The following is a 20,476-nucleotide window of genomic DNA, read 5'->3' as shown; positions in this document are numbered from 1 at the left end:
GGTTCCCGGCCCCGCCGACCGGCCCCTCGTCCGAACAAAAGTCGCCGTCCAGAGCAACCCCAGGCATCGAACAGCCGTCTAGTCGATCGCGGAAAGCGGCCCTGACCAGCCCGTCCGCGCTGTGGGGGAGATCACTGGACGCAGCCGGGGGCCATGACCCGTCCGCTGCGGGGGAAGCGGACGGAGCACGACACGTGTACGACAGACCTGCCCATGCCCCGACGCGCCCTGCGCGCATACCGGGCGCGCGCACGGCCGCCGACGAGCGCCGGGACATACCGGGCGCGCGAAAGGCCGGTCCCGCACCGGCCGCCGACGCCCGGCTCCTCGCGTCGGCACAGGGGCCCACGAGCCCACGGCCCTCCCTGGCGGACGAGCTCACGGGCGCCGGGTCCTCACAGGGCACCGGCCGCACCCGGCCCGCTGCGACACGCGATCCCGCACCGGCCGCCGGGCGCACCCGGCCCCGCCGCCGCAGCGTCGTCGCTGCCGCCACCGCACTCCTCGGCGCCGGCGTCCTCTCCTCGTGCTCCGTCCCCGCCTCCCGGCGCTCCACCCGCACCGCGGACCCCGCCCCCGGCCTGGCGATAGCCAGTACCCGCCGCGCCCAGCTGATGCAGATACTCGCCCACCCCGACGACGACCTGTACTTCATGAACCCGGACACCCAGCGGATGCTCGACGCCGGAGTGCCCCTCGTCTGCGTGTACGTCTCCGCCGGCGAGCACGACGGCCGCAATCACATACCCGGCGCTCCGGACGTCCCCGCCGACCGGCCGGCCTACTCCTCCGCCCGCCACCAGGGCCTGCGGCAGGCCTACGCCACGCTCCTCGGGCTCGACAGGTTCACCGACTGGACCAAGGGCATCGCCTCCCTGCGCGGTGACCGGCTCGCCGAGATCAACACCCTCACCAACGGCAACCGCCGGGTCGAGCTGATCTTCCTCAATCTGCCGATGCACACCACCCGCCGCTGGATGGCGCTGCCCAGCCTGTGGCGTGACCGGGCGCTGGGGCTCCAGACCGTCGTGGCCGAGGACTCCCCGCTGCGCAAGGCCGTCGCGTACGACTACGACAGCCTCATCGACGTCCTCGTCGGGCTGATGGAGCAGTACCGGCCGACCGTCGTCCAGACGCTCGATCCGGACCCGGACATCCAGCACAGCGACGAGGCCACTCGGAAGAAGGACAGCGAGCAGCGCGGCTACTCCGACCACGCCGACCACACGGCCGTCGCCTGCTTCAGCTGGGCCGCGATGGTGCGCTGGGTGGCCGACGCGACGGCGGACGGCGGGCAGGTGCCCGGGTTCGTGGCCACCGCCTTCCGCGGGTACTACAACCGGCACTGGCCCAAGAACCTCCCCGCCCCGGTCGTCCAGCACAAGGCCGCGCATCTCGTCCCGTACGGCGGCGACCCCGCCTGGGAGTGCGGCAACGCGTCCGGCTGCGGCGACTACAACGTGGGCGGCATGCGGCCCCTGACCAACAAGAAGGGCTGGGTCCGCTCCACCCACCACCGCTACCCCGGCGCGCGTCCTGTGGTCGCCACGGACCCCGACGGGCGCCTCGCGGCCTATGGAGTGCTCGGGCTGCGGGCGGTGCGCTGGCGCGAGACCCGGCCCGGCAGCGGCCAGTGGGGCGCCCCGGACGACCTGGGCGGTGGACCGCTCGCCCCCGCGCTCGGCTCGGCGGCGCTGCCCGACGGCCGGCAGCTCGTCTTCGGGCTGCGGTTCGCCTCCCTCGGCGGCCACGGCGGGCCGAACCGCCGCGAGGTGGTCCTGCTCGAACAGCGCGCCCCGGGCGGGGAGTTCCTCGCCTGGGACGGTCTCGGCAACCCCGAGCGGGACGAGGACCGCGGTCGCCGCATCGGCGTCCCGGTCGCGGTCACCGCCCCGGACGGCCGCGTGCATCTCTTCGTACGCAACGCGGACAAGGGCCTCAGCACGCGGGTACGGAGCACCGACGGGCGCTGGGACCGCTGGCGGGACCTGGGCGGCGAGGAGGTCCAGGACGGGCTGTCCGCGGTCGTCGACAGCTCGGGCCGCGTCCATGTGTTCGCGGCGGGCCGCGAGCGTGTGCACCACTGGGCGCAGGACGTCCTCGGCGAGGAGGTGGCCTTCCGCGCGGACGACGGCGCCGACCTGCCCGCGCCGGGGGACCCGGTCGCCGCGCTGCCGGCCCCGGGCGGCGGCATCGAGCTCTACTACCGCAGGCCGACCGCGGCGCCGGTGACGGCGGTCCGCGCCGGCGGGGCCCCGGCGCGCGCCCGGACCCTGCGGTTCGACGGCCACGGCCCCGTGAGCGCGGCCGCCGCGCCCGGCGGCCCGGTGCTGCTCGGCACCGATCTGCGCGGCCGGATCCAACTCCACACACCTCGGGGCGTGTTGACGCGTACCCAGGGAACCCAGCCGCTCTCGGGTCCGACGCTGGCGGTGACCCGCTCCGGGACCACGGCCGTCGGCCTGGGCGCGGACGCGCACCCCTGGCTCTGGTATCCGCAGGCCGGCACGGCCGGCTGACCACCGGCACCCGCCGACAACGCGAGGAGGCCCCGCACCTTTCGGTGCGGGGCCTCCTGCTTGGTGCTCGATAAGGAGCTACCAGGTCAGACCGACAAGATTTACTTGTTGATCTTGGTGACCTGGCCGGCGCCCACGGTCCGGCCACCCTCACGGATGGCGAACTTCAGGCCCTCCTCCATGGCGACGGGCTGGATCAGCTCGACCGTCATGACGGTGTTGTCGCCCGGCATGACCATCTCGGTGCCCTCGGGGAGGGTCACGACGCCGGTCACGTCCGTGGTACGGAAGTAGAACTGCGGGCGGTAGTTGTTGAAGAAGGGGGTGTGACGGCCACCCTCGTCCTTCGACAGGATGTAGGCCTGGGCCTCGAAGCTCGTGTGCGGCGTGACCGAACCCGGCTTGATGATGACCTGGCCGCGCTCGACGTCCTCGCGCTTGATGCCACGGAGGAGCAGACCGACGTTCTCACCGGCCTGGCCCTCGTCGAGCAGCTTGCGGAACATCTCGATGCCGGTGACCGTGGTGGTGGTCTTCTCGGTCTTGATACCGACGATGTCGACGGTCTCGTTGACCTTGAGGACACCACGCTCGATACGACCGGTGACGACGGTGCCACGACCGGTGATCGTGAAGACGTCCTCGATCGGCATCAGGAACGGCTTGTCGACGTCGCGCTCGGGCTGCGGGATCGACTCGTCGACGGCGGCCATCAGGTTCAGGACCGACTGGCCCCACTCCTTGTCGCCCTCGAGCGCCTTGAGCGCCGAGACACGCACGACCGGAAGGTCGTCGCCCGGGAACTCGTACTCGGAGAGGAGCTCACGGACCTCGAGCTCGACGAGCTCCATGATCTCCTCGTCGTCCACCATGTCGGCCTTGTTCAGGGCGACGACGATGTACGGAACGCCGACCTGGCGGGCCAGGAGCACGTGCTCCTTGGTCTGCGGCATCGGGCCGTCGGTGGCGGCAACCACGAGGATCGCGCCGTCCATCTGCGCGGCACCCGTGATCATGTTCTTGATGTAGTCAGCGTGACCCGGGCAGTCGACGTGCGCGTAGTGACGCGACTCCGTCTGGTACTCGACGTGCGCGATGGAGATGGTGATACCGCGCTGGCGCTCCTCAGGAGCCTTGTCGATCTGGTCGAAGGCCGAGGCCTCGTTCAGGTCCGGGTACGCGTCATGCAGCACCTTGGTAATGGCGGCCGTGAGGGTCGTCTTACCGTGGTCGATGTGACCGATGGTGCCGATGTTGACGTGCGGCTTAGTCCGCTCGAACTTCGCCTTCGCCACTGGGTCCTCCTGTGGAGTGGTTCTGTACGCCTTGCTTCATCGGCGCCAGGTGATCTTTGCTGGAATGCCGGGGCCCGGGGCATTCCTGCCGATTACTTGCGTAACGGCCGGAATGCCCCAGCAGGCTCCGGTGACAAGCCTAAAGCGTGAACTCGGAAGAGTTACTCGCCCTTGGCCTTCGCGATGATCTCCTCGGCGACGTTCCGCGGAACCTCGGCGTAGGAGTCGAACTGCATCGAGTAGCTTGCGCGACCCGAGGTCTTGCTGCGGAGGTCTCCGACGTAGCCGAACATCTCCGAGAGGGGCACGAGGCCCTTCACGACGCGAGCGCCGCTGCGCTCGTCCATGGCCTGGATCTGGCCACGGCGGGAGTTGAGGTCGCCGATGACATCACCCATGTAGTCCTCGGGCGTGGTGACCTCGACGGCCATCATCGGCTCGAGCAGCACGGGGGACGCCTTGCGGGCACCCTCCTTGAACGCCTGCGAACCGGCGATCTTGAACGCCAGCTCGGAGGAGTCGACCTCGTGGTAGCCACCGTCGAGGAGGGTGACGCGGACGCCCACCATCTCGTAGCCGGCCAGGATGCCGAACTGCATGGCTTCCTGCGCACCGGCGTCGACCGACGGAATGTACTCACGGGGGATACGGCCACCCGTGACCTTGTTCACGAACTCGTAGGTCGCGTCGCCGCCCTCGATGGGCTCCAGCGCGATCTGCACCTTCGCGAACTGACCGGTACCACCGGTCTGCTTCTTGTGCGTGTAGTCGATACGCTCGACGGCCTTGCGGATCGTCTCGCGGTACGCGACCTGCGGCTTGCCGACGTTCGCCTCGACGCGGAACTCGCGCCGCATGCGGTCGACGAGCACCTCGAGGTGAAGCTCGCCCATACCACCGATGATGGTCTGGCCGGTCTCCTCGTCCGAGTGCACCTGGAAGGAGGGGTCCTCCTCCGCGAGACGCTGGATGGCGACACCCAGCTTCTCCTGGTCACCCTTGGACTTGGGCTCGATCGCGACCTGGATGACCGGCGCCGGGAAGTCCATGGACTCCAGGATCACCGGGTTCTTGTCGTCGCACAGCGTCTCACCGGTGGTGGTCTGCTTCAGGCCCATGACGGCGACGATGTCGCCGGCACCCACCGACTCGATCTCCTCACGCTTGTTCGCGTGCATGCGGTAGATCTTGCCGATGCGCTCCTTCTTGCCCTTGGTGGGGTTCAGCACCGCGGTGCCGGACTCCAGGCGACCCGAGTAGACCCGGATGAAGGTGAGCTTGCCCAGGTGCGGGTCGCTCGCGATCTTGAAGGCCAGCGCGGCCAGCGGCTCGTCGTCGGACGGACGGCGCGTGATGACCTGCTCCGCGTCCTTGACGTCGTGGCCGTCAATGCCTTCGACGTCGAGGGGCGAGGGGAGGTAGCGCACAACCGCGTCGAGCAGGGGCTGAACGCCCTTGTTCTTGAACGCGGTACCGCAGAAGACGGGGGTGACGGTGGTGCCGCCGCCCTTGCCGGACGCGATGGTGATACGACGGATCGCCTGGTAGAGCTGCTCCTCGGTGGGCTCCTGGCCCTCGAGGTAGAGCTCCATCATCTCGTCGTCGTTCTCCGACACGGCTTCGAGCAGCTTGCCGCGCCACTCGTCGGCCGCCTCGGTGTGCGTGGCCGGGATGTCGACGACGTCGTACATCTCGCCCTTGGTGGCCTCTGCGGACCAGACAAGAGCCTTCATACGAACAAGGTCGATGACGCCCTTGAAGTCTGCCTCGGCACCGATCGGCAGCTGCATCACGATCGGGGTCGCGCCGAGGCGGTCCACGATCATGTCGACGCAGCGGTGGAACTCCGCGCCGGTGCGGTCGAGCTTGTTGACGAAGCAGATACGCGGCACGCCGTAGCGGTCCGCCTGACGCCAGACGGTCTCGGACTGCGGCTCAACACCGGCGACACCGTCGAACACGGTGACGGCACCGTCGAGGACGCGGAGCGAACGCTCCACCTCGACCGTGAAGTCCACGTGGCCCGGGGTGTCGATGATGTTGATGGTGTGATCGACGTCCTCGAGCGGCCAGTGACAGGTCGTCGCGGCGGACGTGATCGTGATGCCGCGCTCCTGCTCCTGCTCCATCCAGTCCATCGTGGCAGCGCCGTCGTGGACCTCACCGATCTTGTAGCTCACACCGGTGTAAAACAGGATGCGCTCGGTGGTCGTCGTCTTGCCCGCGTCGATGTGGGCCATGATCCCGATGTTGCGGACCTTGGCCAGGTCAAGCGAAGTGGTGGCCATAAGGCTCAATCTTCTCTCGGTCTCGATGTGGGTAGCGACTACCAGCGGTAGTGCGCGAAGGCCTTGTTGGACTCGGCCATCTTGTGCGTGTCCTCACGCTTCTTGACCGAAGCGCCGAGGCCGTTGGAGGCGTCGAGCAGTTCGTTCATGAGGCGCTCGGTCATGGTCTTCTCGCGACGGGCGCGGGAGTAACCGACGACCCAGCGCAGCGCGAGGGTGGCGGCGCGACCGGGCTTGACCTCGATCGGCACCTGGTAGGTGGCGCCACCGACACGGCGGGACTTGACCTCGAGAGACGGCTTGACGTTCTCGAGGGCGCGCTTCAGCGTGATGACCGGGTCAGCGCCGGTCTTCTCGCGGAGGCCTTCCATGGCGCCGTAGACGATCCGCTCGGCAGTGGAACGCTTGCCGTTGAGCAGGAGCTTGTTGATCAGCGACGTGACAAGAGGAGAACCGTAGACCGGGTCGATGATGACCGGGCGCTTCGGGGCGGGGCCCTTACGAGGCATTCTTACTTCTCCTTCTTGGCGCCGTAGCGGCTGCGGGCCTGCTTGCGGTTCTTGACACCCTGGGTGTCCAGGGAACCGCGGATGATCTTGTAACGAACACCCGGCAGGTCCTTCACACGGCCACCACGCACGAGCACGATGGAGTGCTCCTGCAGGTTGTGTCCCTCACCCGGAATGTAGGCCGTGACCTCGATGCCGGAGGTCAGACGCACACGCGCGACCTTCCGCAGGGCCGAGTTCGGCTTCTTCGGGGTGGTCGTGAACACACGCGTGCAGACGCCGCGGCGCTGAGGGGAACCCTCGAGTGCGGGCGTCTTGTTCTTCTCGACCTTGTCCTGCCGGCCCTTACGGACCAGCTGCTGGATCGTAGGCACTACTTCTCCGGTTTCTGTGTGCCGTGTAGTGAAACTAACCTGGAACATCTCCGACCCACGCGGTCGGGTGTGTCGGATACTGCATGCTCCTGCCGCTAAGCAGGGAGAGCACAGATCACGGTGGCCGATTCTGCAGACCCGTCATGCGGCTGAGGACACGCACACGAGCCCAGGCACACCCCAGGCACAAGGTCAGAGCGTACCTACCGCATCGGCTCCGGTCAAAACAACTGCACGCGCGCAGGACACACCTGCTCGCAACATATCCGCCGCGCTTCGCCGGGGACAGCCCACAGGGCGGCCACCTCGCGAGAGGTGACCGCCCTGTGGATGCGCTACCGCTTACTGGTTGTACGGACCGTAGTCGTAGTCCTCCAGCGGAACGGCCTGGCCGGAGCCGGTGCCGAACGGCGAGTAGTCGATGTCGTCGTAGCCGACGGCCGAGTACATCGCGGCCTTGGCCTCCTCGGTGGGCTCCACCCGGATGTTGCGGTAGCGGGACAGACCCGTACCGGCCGGGATGAGCTTACCGATGATGACGTTCTCCTTGAGGCCGATCAGGGAGTCCGACTTGGCGTTGATCGCCGCGTCGGTCAGAACCCTGGTCGTCTCCTGGAAGGACGCCGCCGACAGCCACGACTCGGTCGCGAGCGAGGCCTTGGTGATACCCATCAGCTGCGGACGGCCGGAGGCGGGGTGACCGCCCTCGGTGACCACACGACGGTTCTCGGTCTCGAACTTCGACCGCTCGACGAGCTCGCCCGGAAGCAGCTCGGCGTCGCCGGACTCGATGATCGTCACTCGGCGGAGCATCTGCCGGATGATGATCTCGATGTGCTTGTCGTGGATCGACACACCCTGCGAGTTGTAGACCTTCTGGACCTCGCCGACCAGGTGGACCTGGACCGCGCGCTGACCGAGGATCCGCAGCACGTCGTGCGGGTTGGTGGCACCCACGGTGAGCTTCTGGCCCACCTCGACGTGGTCGCCCTCGCCCACCAGGAGACGGGCACGCTTCGAGATCGGGAACGGCGTCTCGTCGCTGCCGTCGTCCGGGGTGACGACGAGCTTCTTGGTCTTCTCGGTCTCCTCGATACGGACGCGGCCGGCCGCCTCCGAGATCGGGGCGACACCCTTGGGCGTACGAGCCTCGAAGAGCTCGACGACACGGGGCAGACCCTGGGTGATGTCGTCACCGGCCACACCACCGGTGTGGAAGGTACGCATCGTCAGCTGGGTACCGGGCTCACCGATGGACTGGGCGGCGATGATGCCGACCGCCTCACCGATGTCGACCAGCTTGCCGGTGGCCAGCGAGCGTCCGTAGCAGAAGGCACAGGTGCCGACCGCGGACTCACAGGTCAGGACCGAGCGGGTCTTGACCTCCTCGACACCGGCGCCCACCAGGGCGTCGATGAGCACGTCACCCAGGTCGACGTTGGCCGGCGCGATGACCTTGCCGTCGACGACGACGTCCTCGGCGAGCATCCGCGCGTACACGGAGGTCTCGACGTCCTCGGTCTTGCGCAGGGAGCCGTCGGCACCCCGCTCGGCGATCTTCAGCTTGAGGCCACGGTCGGTGCCGCAGTCCTCCTCGCGAATGATCACGTCCTGCGAGACGTCCACCAGACGACGGGTCAGGTAACCCGAGTCGGCGGTACGCAGGGCGGTGTCCGCCAGACCCTTACGGGCACCGTGCGTGGAGATGAAGTACTCCAGCACGGACAGGCCCTCACGGAACGACGCCTTGATGGGACGCGGAATCGTCTCGTTCTTGGCGTTGGACACCAGACCACGCATACCGGCGATCTGACGCATCTGCATCATGTTTCCGCGAGCACCCGAGTTCACCATCATGAAGATGGGGTTGGTCTTCGGGAAGTTCGCGTTCATCGCCTCGGCAACCTCGTTGGTCGCCTTGGTCCAGATGGTGATGAGCTCCTGCGTGCGCTCCTGCTTGGTGATCAGACCGCGCTCGTACTGCTTCTGGACCTTCTCGTCCTGCTCCTCGTAGCCCCTGACGATCGCCTTCTTGGCCTCGGGGACCACGACGTCGGAGATGGCCACGGTGACACCGGAACGGGTCGCCCAGAAGAAGCCCGCGGACTTCAGGTTGTCGAGCGTCGCCGCCACGATGACCTTGGGGTAGCGCTCGGCGAGGTCGTTCACGATCTCGGAGAGCTGCTTCTTGCCCACCGAGTAGTCGACGAACGGGTAGTCCTCGGGCAGCAGCTCGTTGAAGAGCGCGCGGCCCAGCGTCGTGCGCAGCCGGAAGCTGTCGCCCTGCTGGTACACCCGCTCGCCGACGCCGTCCTCGCCCTCCTCGACGGCCGGCGGGGTCCAGCCGCGCGGCGGGATGGTGCCCACCGGGAAGCGGATGTCGACCTTCGCCTGGAGCGAGAGCTCCTTGGCGTCGAACGCCATGATCGCCTCGGCGGTGGAGCCGAAGGACCGGCCCTCGCCCTTGACCTCGCGCTCCTCCTCGTCCGTGGTGAGGAAGAAGAGGCCGAGCACCATGTCCTGGGTGGGCATGGTGACCGGACGGCCGTCGGCCGGCTTGAGGATGTTGTTCGAGGACAGCATCAGGATGCGGGCCTCGGCCTGCGCCTCCGCGGAGAGCGGCAGGTGCACGGCCATCTGGTCACCGTCGAAGTCCGCGTTGAACGCGGTGCAGACGAGCGGGTGGATCTGAATGGCCTTGCCCTCGACCAGTTGCGGCTCGAAGGCCTGGATGCCGAGGCGGTGCAGGGTCGGCGCACGGTTCAGCAGCACCGGGTGTTCGGCGATGACCTCTTCGAGGACGTCGTACACGACGGTGCGGCCACGCTCGACCATGCGCTTGGCCGACTTGATGTTCTGCGCGTGGTTCAGGTCCACCAGGCGCTTCATCACGAACGGCTTGAAGAGCTCCAGCGCCATGGCCTTGGGCAGACCGCACTGGTGCAGCTTCAGCTGCGGACCGACGACGATGACGGAACGCGCCGAGTAGTCGACTCGCTTGCCGAGCAGGTTCTGACGGAAACGACCCTGCTTGCCCTTCAGCATGTCGCTGAGGGACTTCAGCGGGCGGTTACCGGGACCGGTGACCGGGCGACCGCGGCGGCCGTTGTCGAACAGCGCGTCGACGGCCTCCTGCAGCATCCGCTTCTCGTTGTTCACGATGATCTCGGGGGCACCGAGGTCAAGGAGACGCTTGAGGCGGTTGTTGCGGTTGATCACACGGCGGTACAGGTCGTTCAGGTCGGAGGTCGCGAAGCGGCCACCGTCCAGCTGCACCATCGGACGCAGGTCCGGCGGGATGACCGGCACGCAGTCCAGCACCATGCCCTTGGGGCTGTTGCTGGTCTGGAGGAACGCGGAGACGACCTTGAGGCGCTTGAGCGCACGGGTCTTCTTCTGGCCCTTGCCGGTACGGATGATCTCGCGGAGGCGCTCGGCCTCCTCGTCGAGGTCGAAGGACTCCAGGCGCTTCTGCAGCGCCGCGGCACCCATCGAGCCGTCGAAGTACGTGCCGAAGCGGTCACGCAGCTCGCGGTAGAGCAGCTCGTCACCCTCAAGGTCCTGGACCTTGAGGTTCTTGAAGCGGCTCCACACCTCGTCGAGGCGGTCGATCTCGCGCTGCGCACGGTCGCGCAGCTGCTTCATCTCACGCTCGGCACCCTCGCGCACCTTGCGGCGCACGTCGGCCTTCGCGCCCTCGGCCTCGAGCTCGGCCAGGTCGGTCTCGAGCTTCTTGGCACGGGCCTCGAGGTCGGAGTCGCGACGGTTCTCGACCTGCTGGCGCTCGACGGAGACGTGAGCCTCCAGCGAGGGCAGGTCGCGCGTACGGCGCTCCTCGTCCACGAACGTGATCATGTACGCGGCGAAGTAGATGACCTTCTCGAGGTCCTTCGGCGCCAGGTCCAGCAGGTAGCCCAGGCGGGACGGGACACCCTTGAAGTACCAGATGTGGGTGACGGGCGCGGCCAGTTCGATGTGGCCCATCCGCTCACGGCGCACCTTGGCGCGCGTGACCTCGACGCCACAGCGCTCACAGATGATGCCCTTGAAGCGGACACGCTTGTACTTGCCGCAGTAGCACTCCCAGTCCCGGGTCGGACCGAAGATCTTCTCGCAGAAGAGTCCGTCCTTTTCGGGCTTGAGCGTGCGGTAGTTGATGGTCTCCGGCTTCTTGACCTCGCCGTGCGACCAGGTTCGGATGTCGTCCGCGGTGGCAAGGCCGATCCGCAGCTCGTCGAAGAAGTTGACGTCGAGCACTGTGCGTCAATCCCTCTTTCGGGGTCGAGTCTCAATCATGGTCTGAACGGTCCCGGGGATGACGGGGGGCTCTTGAGCGAGCCCCCCGTCAGGCCCGTCAGACCTCTTCGACGCTGCTCGGCTCGCGCCGGGACAGGTCGATACCGAGCTCCTCCGCCGCGCGGAAGACGTCCTCGTCGGTGTCGCGCATCTCGATGGACATGCCGTCCGAGGACAGCACCTCCACGTTGAGGCAGAGCGACTGCATTTCCTTGATGAGCACCTTGAAGGACTCGGGAATGCCCGGCTCGGGGATGTTCTCGCCCTTGACGATGGCCTCGTAGACCTTCACGCGGCCGGTCACGTCGTCGGACTTGATGGTCAGCAGCTCCTGGAGGGCGTAGGCGGCTCCATAAGCCTCGAGCGCCCACACCTCCATCTCACCGAAGCGCTGGCCACCGAACTGTGCCTTACCACCCAGCGGCTGCTGCGTGATCATCGAGTACGGACCGGTCGAACGGGCGTGGAGCTTGTCGTCGACCAGGTGGTGGAGCTTGAGGATGTACATGTACCCGACCGAAACCGGGTCCGGGAACGGCTCACCGGAGCGGCCGTCGAACAGGTTGGCCTTGCCGGACGGCTGGACCATCCGGTTGCCGTCGCGGTTCGGGATCGTGGACTCGAAGAGACCCGAGATCTCGTCCTCGCGCGCACCGTCGAAGACCGGGGTGGCGACGTTGGTACCGGCAGCGACCTCGTCGGCGCCGATGACCTTCAGCCGCTCCATCCACTCTTCGCTGCCCTCGACCTTCCAGCCCTGGCTGGCGAGCCAGCCGAGGTGGATCTCGAGGACCTGTCCCGGGTTCATTCGGGACGGGACACCCAGCGGGTTGAGGATGATGTCGACCGGGGTGCCGTCCTCCAGGAACGGCATGTCCTCGATCGGCAGGATCTTCGAGATGACGCCCTTGTTGCCGTGACGGCCGGCGAGCTTGTCACCGTCGGTGATCTTGCGCTTCTGCGCGACGTAGACGCGGACCAGCTGGTTCACGCCCGGCGGCAGCTCGTCGCCCTCTTCGCGGTCGAAGACGCGGACGCCGATGACCTTGCCGATCTCGCCGTGAGGCACCTTCAGCGAGGTGTCACGCACTTCGCGCGCCTTCTCACCGAAGATCGCGCGGAGCAGACGCTCCTCCGGGGTCAGCTCGGTCTCACCCTTGGGCGTGACCTTGCCGACGAGGATGTCGCCGGCGACGACCTCGGCACCGATACGGATGATGCCGCGCTCGTCGAGGTCGGCGAGGACCTCCTCGGAGACGTTCGGGATGTCCCGGGTGATCTCCTCCGGACCGAGCTTGGTGTCACGGGCGTCGACCTCGTGCTCCTCGATGTGGATCGAGGAGAGGACGTCGTCCTGCACGAGGCGCTGCGACAGGATGATCGCGTCCTCGTAGTTGTGGCCCTCCCACGGCATGAAGGCGACGAGCAGGTTCTTGCCCAGCGCCATCTCGCCCTGCTCGGTGGCCGGACCGTCGGCGAGAACCTGGTTCTCGACGACGCGGTCGCCCTCGTTGACGACGACCTTCTGGTTGACCGAGGTGCCCTGATTGGAGCGGGAGAACTTGGCGACGCGGTACGTGGTGTACGTGCCGTCGTCGTTGGCGACCGTGACGTAGTCCGCGGAGACCTCCTGGACCACACCGTCCTTCTCGGCCTTGATGACGTCACCGGCGTCGACCGCACAGCGGTACTCCATGCCGGTACCGACCAGCGGCGCCTCCGCCGTGATCAGCGGAACGGCCTGACGCATCATGTTCGCGCCCATGAGGGCACGGTTGGCGTCGTCGTGCTCGAGGAACGGGATCATGGCGGTCGCGACCGACACCATCTGGCGCGGCGAGACGTCCATGTAGTCCACGTCGGAGCCCGGGACGTAGTCGACCTCTCCGCCACGACGGCGGACCAGCACGCGGTTCTCGGCGAATCGCATGTCGTCGGTCAGCGCGGCGTTGGCCTGCGCGATGACGAAGCGGTCCTCCTCGTCGGCGGTCAGGTAGTCGACGTCGTCGGTCACCTGGTCGTCGACGACACGGCGGTACGGCGTCTCGACGAAGCCGAACGCGTTGACGCGGCCGTAGGACGCGAGCGAGCCGATCAGACCGATGTTCGGGCCTTCAGGGGTCTCGATCGGGCACATGCGGCCGTAGTGCGACGGGTGAACGTCTCGGACCTCGAAGCCGGCCCGCTCACGGGAGAGACCACCCGGACCGAGCGCCGACAGACGGCGCTTGTGGGTGAGACCCGACAGCGGGTTGTTCTGGTCCATGAACTGCGACAGCTGGCTGGTGCCGAAGAACTCCTTGATGGAGGCGACGACCGGCCGGATGTTGATCAGGGTCTGCGGCGTGATCGCCTCGACGTCCTGGGTCGTCATGCGCTCACGCACGACGCGCTCCATACGAGCCAGACCCGTGCGGACCTGGTTCTGGATGAGCTCGCCGACGTTGCGCAGACGACGGTTGCCGAAGTGGTCGATGTCGTCGGTCTCGACGACGATCTGGGTGCCACTCTCGCCGACCGTGTCGGTCTCACCGGCGTGCAGCTTGACCAGGTACTTGATGGTCGCGATGACGTCGTCGGTGGTGAGCACGCCGGCGTCCAGCGGCTCGTCCGCGCCGAGCTTCTTGTTCACCTTGTAGCGGCCGACCTTGGCGAGGTCGTAGCGCTTCGGGTTGAAGTAGAGGTTCTCGAGCAGCGTCTGAGCAGCCTCACGCGTGGGCGGCTCGCCCGGGCGGAGCTTGCGGTAGATGTCGAGCAGCGCGTCGTCCTGGCCCTGGGTGTGGTCCTTCTCCAGGGTGGCGCGCATCGACTCGTACTCGCCGAACTCCTCGAGGATCTGCTCGGTGGTCCAGCCGAGAGCCTTCAGGAGGACGGTGACGGACTGCTTGCGCTTGCGGTCGATGCGGACACCGACCATGTCGCGCTTGTCGATCTCCATCTCGAGCCAGGCACCCCGGGACGGGATGATCTTGGCCGTGAAGATGTCCTTGTCGGACGTCTTGTCGATGTTGGAGTCGAAGTAGACACCCGGCGAGCGGACCAGCTGCGACACCACGACACGCTCGGTGCCGTTGATGACGAACGTGCCCTTGTTGGTCATGAGCGGGAAGTCGCCCATGAAGACCGTCTGGGACTTGATCTCGCCGGTCTCGTTGTTGGTGAACTCGGCGGTGACGAAGAGCGGGGCCGCGTACGTGAAGTCGCGCTCCTTGCACTCGTCGATGGAGTTCTTCGGAGGCTCGAAGCGGTGGTCGCGGAAGGTCAGGGACATCGACCCGGAGAAGTCCTCGATCGGGGAGATCTCCTCGAAGATCTCCTCCAGACCGGACTTCGTGGGGACGTCCTGTCCGCTGTCCAGGGCCGCCTCGACTCGAGACTTCCAAGCGGCATTGCCGAGAAGCCAGTCAAAGCTCTCGGTCTGCAGCGCGAGGAGGTTCGGAACCTCGAGGGGCTCCTTGATCTTTGCAAAAGAGATGCGCAGCGGGGCGGTGCTGGCGCCGTTGTTCGTATTCGCGGTCGAGGCGTTGCGCGAGGCGGCCAAGAGGGGGTCCTTCCGAGGGCTCGGACTCACTACGCGCGTACCGGTCCCATGCCGGACACAGAGGAAGAAATCCCAGCTGGGGGATGTTCAGTCCACTGTGCTCATGCGTGGGGATGCCCCTGGTGACGGGCAGGAGGCAGCTAACAGGCAGCGCAAAGGGTCAGTGTAGCCACTTGGCACACTGATGTCCAGTGCGGGTTTTCGAGACCCTCGTTGTTCTCAACTCCGCGTAAGCCCTCGCGCCGGGAGGCGCACATCCTTACTGCCCGTTCGGTCGTCGATCCATGCCTCGGATCCGGATCGTTGTGACGACGCGTCCTGAGAATTGCGCGCTCCGTGCGGTTCGTCAAGGCCCCCCAACCCAACCGGCTGACGAGATCGTCACTGACCAGGGTGCGGGACGCACGGCGAAGATCACGATACTCGTCGCCAACAGAAGCGCAATGCGCCCTGTCCACAACGCCGAAGGGCGACCACCCGGATGGGTGATCGCCCTTCGCTGTGCCTCCCGCGGAACCTGAGCGGAACCGACGGTGGGAGGCTCAGAAGGTCACTTGACCTCGACGGAGGCGCCGGCGGCCTTGAGGGACTCGGCAGCCTTCTCAGCGGCCTCCTTGGCGACCTTCTCGAGGACAGGCTTCGGGGTGCCGTCGACGAGGTCCTTGGCCTCCTTCAGACCCAGGGAGGTCAGCTCACGCACGACCTTGATGACCTGGATCTTCTTGTCGCCGGCGCCGGTGAGGATGACGTCGAACTCGTCCTGCTCCTCGGCAACCTCGGCGGCAGCGGCCGGGCCGGCGGGGGCGGCGGCAACCGCAGCGGCGGCGGTGACGTCGAACTTCTCCTCGAAGGCCTTCACGAACTCGGAGAGCTCGATGAGGGTCATCTCTTCGAACTGCGCGAGCAGGTCGTCCTGGCTGAGCTTCGCCATGATGGCGGTCCTTCCACTAAATCGGCGGGTGCCGGATGTACATGAAGGCGGGCGTACAGGCCCGCTACGACCGGTGCGTCACATAGCCCCGGTCAATGCGCGAGCCGACTACTCGGCACCGCCCTGCTCGGCCTTCTTGGCGCGAAGCGCTTCCGCGGTGCGGACGAACTTCGACGGGAGCGCCTGGAAGAGCGTGGCAGCCTGCGACTGCTTGCCCTTCATGGCGCCCGCCAGCTTGGCGAGCAGAACCTCGCGGGACTCGAGGTCCGCAAGCTTCTTGATCTCGTCGGCGGACAGCGCCTTACCGTCAAGGACACCGCCCTTGATGACGAGAGCGGGGTTGTCCTTGGCGAAGTCACGCAGTCCCTTCGCCGCCACCACCGGGTCACCGGTGACGAAGGCAACAGCCGTCGAGCCCTTGAGGTGCTCGTCCAGCTCGATCCCGGCCTCCTTGGCCGCGATCTGGGTCAGCGTGTTCTTCACCACTCGGTACTGAGCGTTCTCGCCGAGAGAACGGCGAAGCTCCTTGAGCTGCGCCACGGTCAGTCCGGTGTAGGACGTCACAACAGCTGCATGGGAACCGCGGAGCTTCTCCGTGATTTCTGCAACGGCTGCGACCTTGTCGGACGTCGCCATGTGCCTCGGCCTCCTTCCGGGGTGATGATCCTCGGCTGACCTTTCGATCAACCGCACGTCGCCGGACCGCCTGAATCAGGCACGTGAAGAAGGGGCTCTGCACAAAACGAAACGCCCCGGCACAGGTGCACGGGGCGTGAACTCGACCGGACGGAACCGTCTGGGAGTACTTCCACAGTCACCTGCGCGGGTCGTTCGCAGTTCAGCGAATCCTTCGGCCGCCGCACCCTCTTGCGAAGGCGCAGCAACGACCAGCGGTCTTTGGCTTCTGGGGAAGAATACGTGAAGCGGTCCAGGTCAAGCAAATCGGGCCTACGGCTCCTGACCGGCGCCCTTGAACATCTCGGCCAGGTCAGCGGTTTCGGACGCGGGAGGCGCCGTCACCACGACGGGCTTGTTGTAGTCGAGGAACGTCATCGTCAGGTCCAGCGGCCCCTTGGTGCCCTTGGCCCGGATGCGGAACTGCTTGGTCTGGTCGTTCCCGTCGATCCACATGTCCATCGTGAGCGACGAGACCCCCATCTTCTCGTACTCCTCGAGGCTCTTCTCCCGGCGCTTCCTGGTCGCCGCGTCCTCGTTCACGAGACTCTGGCGCATCGTCGCCAGCTGCACGGTGCCGGTGTAGTGCGTCGTGGCCACGCCGTCGACTCTCTGCGGGCCGACCTTCCGGAGGTCCTTGGCAGCGGTCAGGGACTCGGAGTCCTCGGCAGGGTTCCGGTCGGCCCGGCCCACGCCGGCGAACGGATCCTGGCCGCCTGCGCCCTTGCCCATCGCGGACAGGTCGAACTTGATCCAGCTCTTGCCGTCCAGCTCGGCGGCCGCCTCCTTGCCGCCGTTGACGTAGAAGGCACCCCCGACGAGCCGCATCTCCACGTCGCCGCTCTGGGCGGCATCCTTCTGCGTCATGCTCATCCGCATGACGGCCGGCTTGAAGCCGATCGCGGCCCGGGCCTCGAGCGAGCCCTGCCCGGGGATCCGCCCCGTCATGCGGTACGAGACGGAGGTCAGCTTCTCGTTCTTCGCCGCGGCACGCTCGATGGCCGCGGCCAACGTGACCCGTACCGGCTTCGAGACGCTCTTGCGGTCCGGCTGTGCCGAACTGTCCCCCGAGCAGGCCACAGCGCCGCCCAGCAGCGCTCCGGCGAGCGCGAGCCCGGCCGCCTTCCGGTACATCGGATGCACGTTCCCCCCACAGGTGTACGCATGGACTTCACAAATCCCCGTGACCCTACCGTCAGGGACTGACAGCGCCCCAGCGAATAAAGCCGGCCCCCACACCTCCTGGGAGGTGTGGGGGCCGGCTTCAGTGCGCGAGACCCGCGGCTGCCGTCAGGATCAGACGGAGGCCGGGTCCTCCTCGACGAGGAGGTTGCGGGTGCGGTTGGAGTCCAGCGGGATGCCGGGGCCCATCGTCGTGGTCAGGGTCGCCTTCTTGATGTAGCGGCCCTTCGCGGCGGACGGCTTCAGACGGAGGATCTCCTCCAGGGCCGCGGCGTAGTTCTCGACCAGCTTCGTCTCGTCGAAGGAGACCTTGCCGATGATGAAGTGCAGGTTCGAGTGCTTGTCGACGCGGAACTCGATCTTGCCGCCCTTGATGTCGTTCACAGCCTTGGTGACATCGGGGGTGACCGTGCCGGTCTTCGGGTTCGGCATCAGACCACGCGGACCGAGCACGCGGCCGAGGCGGCCGACCTTGCCCATGAGGTCCGGGGTGGCGACGACGGCGTCGAAGTCCAGACGGCCCTTCGCAACCTCGTCGATCAGTTCGTCGGAGCCGACGATGTCGGCGCCCGCGGCTTCCGCGGCCGCAGCACGGTCACCGGTCGCGAAGACCAGGACCCGGGCGGTCTTGCCGGTGCCGTGCGGAAGGTTGACGGTGCCACGGACCATCTGGTCGGCCTTGCGCGGGTCGACACCCAGGCGGAAGGCGACCTCGACGGTTCCGTCGAACTTGGTGGCGGCGGTGTCCTTGGCGATACGGACGGCCTCGAGCGGGGCGTAGTTGCGCTCCCGGTCGATCTTGGCCTCCGCAGCGCGGAGGTTCTTGCTGCGCTTCACTTCTGCTCCTGTTGTGTGTTCAGGCGTGGAGTCGTGGTTCGGACCAGCGCTTGGCCCTACCACTGAGGTCGTACGGGGACTGTCAGCCCTCGACCGTGATGCCCATGGAACGGGCGGTGCCGGCGATGATCTTCTCGGCGGCGTCCAGGTCGTTGGCGTTCAGGTCGGGCATCTTCGTCGTGGCGATGTCACGGACCTGGTCGCGCGTCAGCTTGGCGACCTTCGTCTTGTGCGGCTCGCCAGAGCCCTTGTCCACACCCGCGGCCTTGAGGATCAGCTTGGCGGCCGGCGGAGTCTTGGTGATGAAGGTGAAGGAACGGTCCTCGTAGACCGTGATCTCCACCGGCACGACCATGCCACGCTGCGACTCGGTCGCGGCGTTGTAGGCCTTGCAGAACTCCATGATGTTGACGCCGTGCTGACCCAGTGCGGGGCCGACCGGCGGAGCCGGGTTGGCCGCGCCGGCCTGGATCTGGAGCTTGATAAGCCCCGTGACCTTCTTCTTCTTGGGAGGCATTGCTCTCTCCGGGTCCTAGTGAGAGTTTCCAGCGCTCCAGCCGATCATCCGGATGGAGGCATACCGCACAACGATAACGGGTATGACTGTGCGGCCAAAAACCGAGCAGGTCAGAGCGGCTGTGAGAGCCGTTCTGACCTGTTCGGAGGCGTGTGTTCCAGAATCAGTTCTTCTGGATCTGGTCGAAGCTGAGCTCGACCGGGGTCTCGCGGCCGAAGATCTCGACGAGACCCTTGACCTTCTTCGAGTCCGGGTTGATCTCGTTGATCGTCGCCTGGAGCGTCGCGAAGGGACCGTCGGTGACGGTGACCGAGTCGCCGACCTCGAAGTCCAGCACCTGGACCTCGACCTTGCGGGCCGGAGCCGGCTTGCCCTCGGCCTCTGCGGCCTCGCGGGCGGCCTTCTCCTCGGCCTCGGGGGCGAGCATCTTGACGATCTCGTCCAGCGTCAGCGGGTACGGGTCGTAGGCGTTGCCCACGAAGCCGGTGACACCGGGGGTATTACGGACGACGCCCCAGGACTCGTTCGTCAGATCCATGCGGACGAGCACATAGCCGGGCAGCTTGTTCTGCCGGACGTTCTTGCGCTCGCCGTTCTTGATCTGGACGATCTCTTCCTCGGGCACTTCGGCCTGGTAGATGAAGTCCTCGACGTTCAGCGAGACGGCACGCTGCTCCAGGTTCGCCTTCACGCGCTTCTCGTAGCCCGCGTAGGTGTGGATGACGTACCACTCACCGGGGAGACCGCGGAGCTCGTCGCGGAGCGCGGCGACCGGGTCGGCCGGGGCTTCCTCGACGAGGGGCTCCTCGTCGGCGGCAGCGTCCTCGTCGGACTCGTCCTCGGCGTCAGCGTCGGCTTCGCCCTCGGACTCATCCTCGTCGACCTCGGCCTCGGCCTCGGCGGCAGCGTCGTCGACGGCGTGGACCGCTTCTTCCTCGGCGGGCTCGCCCGCGGCGGCGTCAGCAAGTTCCGCCTGGTCCTCGTCGGCCGCCTCGACGATGTCGAGCTCGTCCTCAGGGGACTCGAGGCTGTCGCTCGGCTCAACGGCGTCGTTCACGTTCGGGTCAGACACGGTGGCTGCTTCTTCCTGACTACAGACGGGGTGGAACATGCGAAAGGGGCGCCGCTACCGGCGCCCTTCGCGGGCATCAGCCGAAGACGTACTTGACGGCTTCCTGGAACCCATAGTCAATCACGGTCACCAGACCAATCATGACGACTACGAAGACAATCACCACTGTGGTGTACGTCGTCAGCTGGTTCCGAGTCGGCCAGACGACCTTGCGAAGCTCGGCGACGATCTGCCGGTAGAAGAGCGCGAGGCGGCCCAGAGGGCCCTTCTTCCCGCGCTTTCCGCCCTTGCGGGACTTCTTCGAGGGCGCCTCGTCCTCGGCATCAGGCGTGTCGATGGAGCCCACGGCGTCCGTCACGTTCTTTCACCTGATTCCGGGTCGTGGCCGTGCCGCGCCCGGTGGAGCCGCACGGCGGTTCATTGAATAACGTACATGCGCA

The 20,476-nt window shown here is 66.8% G+C and carries 14 protein-coding genes; 1 reads left to right on the top strand and 13 read right to left on the bottom strand.

Annotated elements, in window-relative coordinates:
- Window positions 1-194 precede the first annotated feature (194 nt).
- Entirely contained in the window at window positions 195-2,519 is a 2,325-nt protein-coding gene (locus ACQPWZ_RS21580; RefSeq protein WP_433572169.1) for a PIG-L family deacetylase, read from the top strand.
- A 101-nt stretch (window positions 2,520-2,620) separates the two neighbouring features.
- On the opposite strand, the gene tuf is transcribed toward ACQPWZ_RS21580, so the two are convergent.
- From tuf to secE, 13 genes are all read right to left on the bottom strand, one after another.
- Complete coding sequence (tuf, locus tag ACQPWZ_RS21575) at window positions 2,621-3,814, bottom strand: elongation factor Tu (RefSeq protein ID WP_313944693.1); 1,194 nt, start codon at window positions 3,812-3,814, stop codon at window positions 2,621-2,623.
- A 161-nt stretch (window positions 3,815-3,975) separates the two neighbouring features.
- Window positions 3,976-6,102, bottom strand: coding sequence for an elongation factor G (gene fusA, locus ACQPWZ_RS21570; protein WP_340474759.1), 2,127 nt, complete (start codon window positions 6,100-6,102; stop codon window positions 3,976-3,978).
- A 38-nt stretch (window positions 6,103-6,140) separates the two neighbouring features.
- Window positions 6,141-6,611 carry a 30S ribosomal protein S7 gene (gene rpsG / locus ACQPWZ_RS21565; protein WP_340474758.1) on the bottom strand — a complete coding sequence of 157 codons (471 nt, stop codon included), beginning with the start codon at window positions 6,609-6,611 and terminating at the stop codon, window positions 6,141-6,143.
- A 2-nt stretch (window positions 6,612-6,613) separates the two neighbouring features.
- Window positions 6,614-6,985, bottom strand: coding sequence for a 30S ribosomal protein S12 (rpsL, locus tag ACQPWZ_RS21560; protein WP_003948652.1), 372 nt, complete (start codon window positions 6,983-6,985; stop codon window positions 6,614-6,616).
- Between the two features lie 342 nt (window positions 6,986-7,327).
- Window positions 7,328-11,242 carry a DNA-directed RNA polymerase subunit beta' gene (locus ACQPWZ_RS21555; protein WP_313944695.1) on the bottom strand — a complete coding sequence of 1,305 codons (3,915 nt, stop codon included), beginning with the start codon at window positions 11,240-11,242 and terminating at the stop codon, window positions 7,328-7,330.
- Between the two features lie 97 nt (window positions 11,243-11,339).
- A complete protein-coding gene (gene rpoB / locus ACQPWZ_RS21550) occupies window positions 11,340-14,822 on the bottom strand; it encodes a DNA-directed RNA polymerase subunit beta (RefSeq protein ID WP_313944696.1) in 3,483 nt (1,160 codons plus the stop codon).
- A gap of 550 nt (window positions 14,823-15,372) precedes the next feature.
- The gene (gene rplL, locus ACQPWZ_RS21545; RefSeq protein WP_340474756.1) at window positions 15,373-15,753 is read right to left on the bottom strand and encodes a 50S ribosomal protein L7/L12; all 381 of its coding nucleotides are present in this window, start codon (window positions 15,751-15,753) and stop codon (window positions 15,373-15,375) included.
- Window positions 15,754-15,861: 108 nt separating this feature from the next.
- Window positions 15,862-16,389: a 50S ribosomal protein L10 gene (rplJ, locus tag ACQPWZ_RS21540; protein WP_340474754.1), complete on the bottom strand. Its 528-nt coding sequence runs from the start codon at window positions 16,387-16,389 to the stop codon at window positions 15,862-15,864.
- A 312-nt stretch (window positions 16,390-16,701) separates the two neighbouring features.
- On the bottom strand, window positions 16,702-17,562 hold the full coding sequence (locus ACQPWZ_RS21535) for a DUF1396 domain-containing protein (protein ID WP_433572168.1): 861 nt from the start codon (window positions 17,560-17,562) through the stop codon (window positions 16,702-16,704).
- A gap of 162 nt (window positions 17,563-17,724) precedes the next feature.
- Window positions 17,725-18,447 carry a 50S ribosomal protein L1 gene (gene rplA / locus ACQPWZ_RS21530; protein WP_340474752.1) on the bottom strand — a complete coding sequence of 241 codons (723 nt, stop codon included), beginning with the start codon at window positions 18,445-18,447 and terminating at the stop codon, window positions 17,725-17,727.
- 82 nt (window positions 18,448-18,529) lie between these two features.
- Window positions 18,530-18,964: a 50S ribosomal protein L11 gene (gene rplK, locus ACQPWZ_RS21525; RefSeq protein ID WP_123188882.1), complete on the bottom strand. Its 435-nt coding sequence runs from the start codon at window positions 18,962-18,964 to the stop codon at window positions 18,530-18,532.
- Window positions 18,965-19,127: 163 nt separating this feature from the next.
- Window positions 19,128-20,036, bottom strand: a complete 909-nt coding sequence (gene nusG / locus ACQPWZ_RS21520; protein ID WP_433572167.1) for a transcription termination/antitermination protein NusG — start codon at window positions 20,034-20,036, stop codon at window positions 19,128-19,130.
- Between the two features lie 76 nt (window positions 20,037-20,112).
- A complete protein-coding gene (gene secE, locus ACQPWZ_RS21515) occupies window positions 20,113-20,394 on the bottom strand; it encodes a preprotein translocase subunit SecE (RefSeq protein ID WP_313944702.1) in 282 nt (93 codons plus the stop codon).
- Between the last annotated feature and the right edge of the window lie 82 nt (window positions 20,395-20,476).

This window comes from Streptomyces sp. CA-251247, from assembly GCF_050952975.1.
GTDB lineage: Bacteria > Actinomycetota > Actinomycetes > Streptomycetales > Streptomycetaceae > Streptomyces > Streptomyces achmelvichensis.
Note: the sequence above shows the minus strand (reverse complement) of the source record. Positions and strands in the feature narration are given on the sequence as shown.

What these genes read in the sequence shown, in the direction of transcription:
- fusA (WP_340474759.1), bottom strand. Translation starts at nt 6,102, where the DNA reads ATGGCCACCACTTCGCTTGACCTGGCCAAGGTCCGCAACATCGGGATC.
- rpsG (WP_340474758.1), bottom strand. Translation starts at nt 6,611, where the DNA reads ATGCCTCGTAAGGGCCCCGCCCCGAAGCGCCCGGTCATCATCGACCCG.
- rplL (WP_340474756.1), bottom strand. Translation starts at nt 15,753, where the DNA reads ATGGCGAAGCTCAGCCAGGACGACCTGCTCGCGCAGTTCGAAGAGATG.
- rplJ (WP_340474754.1), bottom strand. Translation starts at nt 16,389, where the DNA reads ATGGCGACGTCCGACAAGGTCGCAGCCGTTGCAGAAATCACGGAGAAG.
- ACQPWZ_RS21535 (WP_433572168.1), bottom strand. Translation starts at nt 17,562, where the DNA reads ATGTACCGGAAGGCGGCCGGGCTCGCGCTCGCCGGAGCGCTGCTGGGC.
- rplK (WP_123188882.1), bottom strand. Translation starts at nt 18,964, where the DNA reads ATGCCTCCCAAGAAGAAGAAGGTCACGGGGCTTATCAAGCTCCAGATC.